Source organism: Paenibacillus baimaensis (assembly GCF_025567575.1).
Window position 1 is genome coordinate 1 of the sequence record NZ_JAOQIO010000028.1, and the last position, 3,252, is coordinate 3,252.

Consider the following 3,252-nt stretch of genomic DNA (forward strand, 5'->3'; position numbering starts at 1 on the left):
ACCCGAACTAAATTGAAGTGCGCTGTTTCCTTCTCTCGTTTCACCGTGCTCAATGAACATTGATGAAGCTTCGATATTCCAACCCATAGAATTTTCAAAACTTCCATTACTCAATAAATTTTCATTCCAAAATCTCTTGATTAAATTCCCATTACTATCATATTGGTAATTAATAATTCCGCCTTCTGAGTATGAGGTTTCAACCATTTTTCCAGAGCCATCATATTTATAAAGATCTACAGCTGCATAGGTTTCTAATAAACTAAAATAAAAAAATAGGCAAGCTAGAAACATGCATAACATCCATCTAATAGGATGATTAATCATTGTTAGTCTCCTCTTTGCAACTAGAATTCTGCTTTTTGCCCGTAGGAGATGCAATTTGACTCTACCATAACATTGACATCTCCGAATTCTATCAATCCAATTTCGTTTTTTTCCAATACTTAGAGTTGCAACATACTACGATAGTTGTTACTCAATATGCCTTCCATGATCCTATCAAACCATTCTCTGTTCCCTGAAACGTTTTGTACGGATTCAATTGTATCTCAGAAGGAGTCAGTGCACGGTTCCAAATTCGAACATTTCCTAACTTTCCGCTGAATCTATAGTGACTATCCGGTCCCCAACCAGAAATGTAGAATTTCGGAGTAACGGTTACCGTAGCTGTTGTTACACCTATCCCTTGAACAAGAACCTGTTTTACCCCATCTATATACAACTCATTGTGAGTGGTGTCTGGAACTCCGTTGTAAAAGACCGCGGTGACACGGACCCAACGATTTACCATATTCACCGATGGAATACCAATGACATCGGATCCACCGGTATTGAATGTACGGCATCCGGAACACCATTATAAAACACCACGGCCACGTGCACCCACTTGTTTAACAGGTTGTCCGAGGGGATCCCCAACACATCGGAAGCACCTGTGTTAAACCCAAAATTCCCTCCCAAAAAGATCAAATCATAACCGGTATTCCATCCGATTGGCATTTTGACGTTGCCGCCATCCCAGTTCATCCAAAATTCGATTGTGTTTTTGCCACCATCAGCCGTGTTGACTGCTAGATCAGGCAGTACGACTTTGGTTAGTTCCATCAAAACTAAGAGAAGTGCCTGGCATCTTCGTATCGCTAAGTGTCCAGTGACCTGCTAAACCCGATTCGTTCTCCGACACAGATCGATACTGATTGGACTGAACTTCTGCAGCTGTTAAAGCATAGCTCCATATTCTCACATCGCTGATCCGTCCTGTGAATCGGTAGCCTCCGTCTGGCCCCCAACCGGAAATATACGCATTGGGCGTTACCGCCACATTGGCTGCCGTCGTTCCCATCCGTTGACTGATCGCTTGCTTAACCCCATTGATATATAACTCATTATGAGCGGCATCTGGGACACCATTATAAAATACCGCAGCCACGTGTACCCATTTATTTAGCAAATTGTCAGAAGAAATCCCAAGCACATCAGAAGCACCTGTGTTAAACCCAAAATTCCCTCCCAAAAAGATCAAATCGTAACCGGTATTCCATCCGACCGGCATCTTTACATTACCGCCATCCCAGTTCATCCAGAATTCTACTGTATTTTTTCCTCCAACGGTTGTATTAACTGCTAGATTAGGCAGAGGTACCTGATTACTTCCATCAAAACTGAGCGATGTCTTCGGTGATGCGGTATCACGTAACTTCCAATTGCCAACAAGTCCGGGCTCCTTACCCGTAAGTGTTTTGTACCGATTCGATTGCACCTCTACAGTTGTCAACGCATAATTCCATATACGCACTTCACCCATACGACCGATAAATCTATAATTTCCATCAAACCCCCAACCAGAAATATAAGCATTCGGGGTGACAGTTACATACGCTGTTGTTATTCCTAAGCCTTGTACAAGGTTTTGTTTAATACCGTCTATGTATAATTCATTGTTGGCAGCGCTGGGGACACCATTATAAAACACCGCAGCTACATGTACCCACTTATTTTTAAGAGAAGCGGAGGGGATTCCCAGAACATCAGCTGAACTCGTATTGAAGCCAAAGTAACCTCCCAAAAAAATTAAATCATAACCGGTATTCCATCCGATCGGCATTCGTACATCGCTGCCATCCCAATTCATCCAAAACTCGACCGTATTTTTACTGCCGGCCGTTGTATTCACATCAAGGTTGGGTAAGGGAACCTGAGAACCAGTAAAACCAAGTGATGAAGGAGGTGAAGAATTTTCAGTTAGATTCCATCTACCAGCCAGACCGGGTTCATTTCCTATAATCGTTTTCGTACGGTTGGCTTGTACTTCAATTGGTGACAAGGCATAATTCCATATGCGCACATCGCTTATCCGCCCCGTAAAGCGATACAGATTATCGATTCCCCACCCAGATATGTAAGCTTGAGGTGTTACCGTTACATGGGATGACGTTGTGCCAACCCCCTGAACGATATTCTGCTTCACCCCGTCGATATACAGTTCGTTATGGATTGCATCCGGAATACCATTATAAAAAACAGCGGCTACATGTACCCATCGTTCCTTCAACGATGCTGAAGGAATACCCAATACATCGTCATTACCTGTATTGAAGCCAAAGTAACCTCCCATAAAGATCAAATCATAGAGTGTATCCCATCCCAGCGGCATACGTAATTGAGTACCATCCCAATACATCCAAAACTCCACTGTATTACGGGCACCAGCCCCCGTACTGACAGCGAGGTTAGGTAGTGGAAGCTGACGAGTACCGCCAAAGTTAAAAGACTCTCGTTCTTTTATTCTTTTGATCAGATTTCCATTGGCATCATATTGATACTCACCGTCCCCATTCTTACTCTCTACTGACCGTAGCCTTCCATTATCGCCATAATTGTAGTTTGTTTCCACACTGTTGGCCATAACATGTGACCAATCCATGAAAATGAAAAAACTTACAAGCATGATCTTGAGAGCGAATAACAGTTTTTGTTTTAAGTTCATTTCTTTTTGAGTTCCCTTCTATATAGCCATGACTTTACTCTGCTTAAGATGATTTAATTCTAATCCACTGATGTATGATCAGCAGCAAAGCCATCATCGCATCACCTTGGTTAGCCGCTACGTTTTGGGTTCGCATCTAACCCTTAATAATGTCCAACCACTCGAATATCATCTATGAGCACGGCTCCTCCATAGCGCATTCCCCAGCTTAATTGGTAGTCGTCATGGGTACCGGTTGTAAAGGTAACGTCCTTGCTCCCAAC

General features: G+C 42.9%; 4 protein-coding genes. All 4 read right to left on the reverse strand.

Going from position 1 to position 3,252, the window contains the following annotated elements; translation table 11 throughout:
• A partial coding sequence (locus OB236_RS10680) for an RHS repeat domain-containing protein (RefSeq protein WP_262683984.1) occupies positions 1 to 327 on the reverse strand: 327 nt, incomplete at its 3' end.
• Positions 328 to 478: 151 nt separating this feature from the next.
• The gene (locus OB236_RS40030; RefSeq protein ID WP_408638439.1) at positions 479 to 793 is read right to left on the reverse strand and encodes a LamG-like jellyroll fold domain-containing protein; all 315 of its coding nucleotides are present in this window, start codon (positions 791 to 793) and stop codon (positions 479 to 481) included.
• Positions 794 to 795: 2 nt separating this feature from the next.
• On the reverse strand, positions 796 to 1,107 hold the full coding sequence (locus OB236_RS10685) for a LamG domain-containing protein (protein ID WP_262683985.1): 312 nt from the start codon (positions 1,105 to 1,107) through the stop codon (positions 796 to 798).
• Positions 1,079 to 2,989: a LamG domain-containing protein gene (locus tag OB236_RS10690; RefSeq protein ID WP_262683986.1), complete on the reverse strand. Its 1,911-nt coding sequence runs from the start codon at positions 2,987 to 2,989 to the stop codon at positions 1,079 to 1,081. The genes OB236_RS10685 and OB236_RS10690 overlap by 29 nt, the downstream gene beginning before the upstream one ends.
• Positions 2,990 to 3,252: the final 263 nt, after the last annotated feature.

What these genes read in the sequence shown, in the direction of transcription:
- OB236_RS10690 (WP_262683986.1), bottom strand. Translation starts at nt 2,989, where the DNA reads ATGAACTTAAAACAAAAACTGTTATTCGCTCTCAAGATCATGCTTGTA.
- OB236_RS40030 (WP_408638439.1), bottom strand. Translation starts at nt 793, where the DNA reads ATGGTAAATCGTTGGGTCCGTGTCACCGCGGTCTTTTACAACGGAGTT.
- OB236_RS10685 (WP_262683985.1), bottom strand. Translation starts at nt 1,107, where the DNA reads ATGGAACTAACCAAAGTCGTACTGCCTGATCTAGCAGTCAACACGGCT.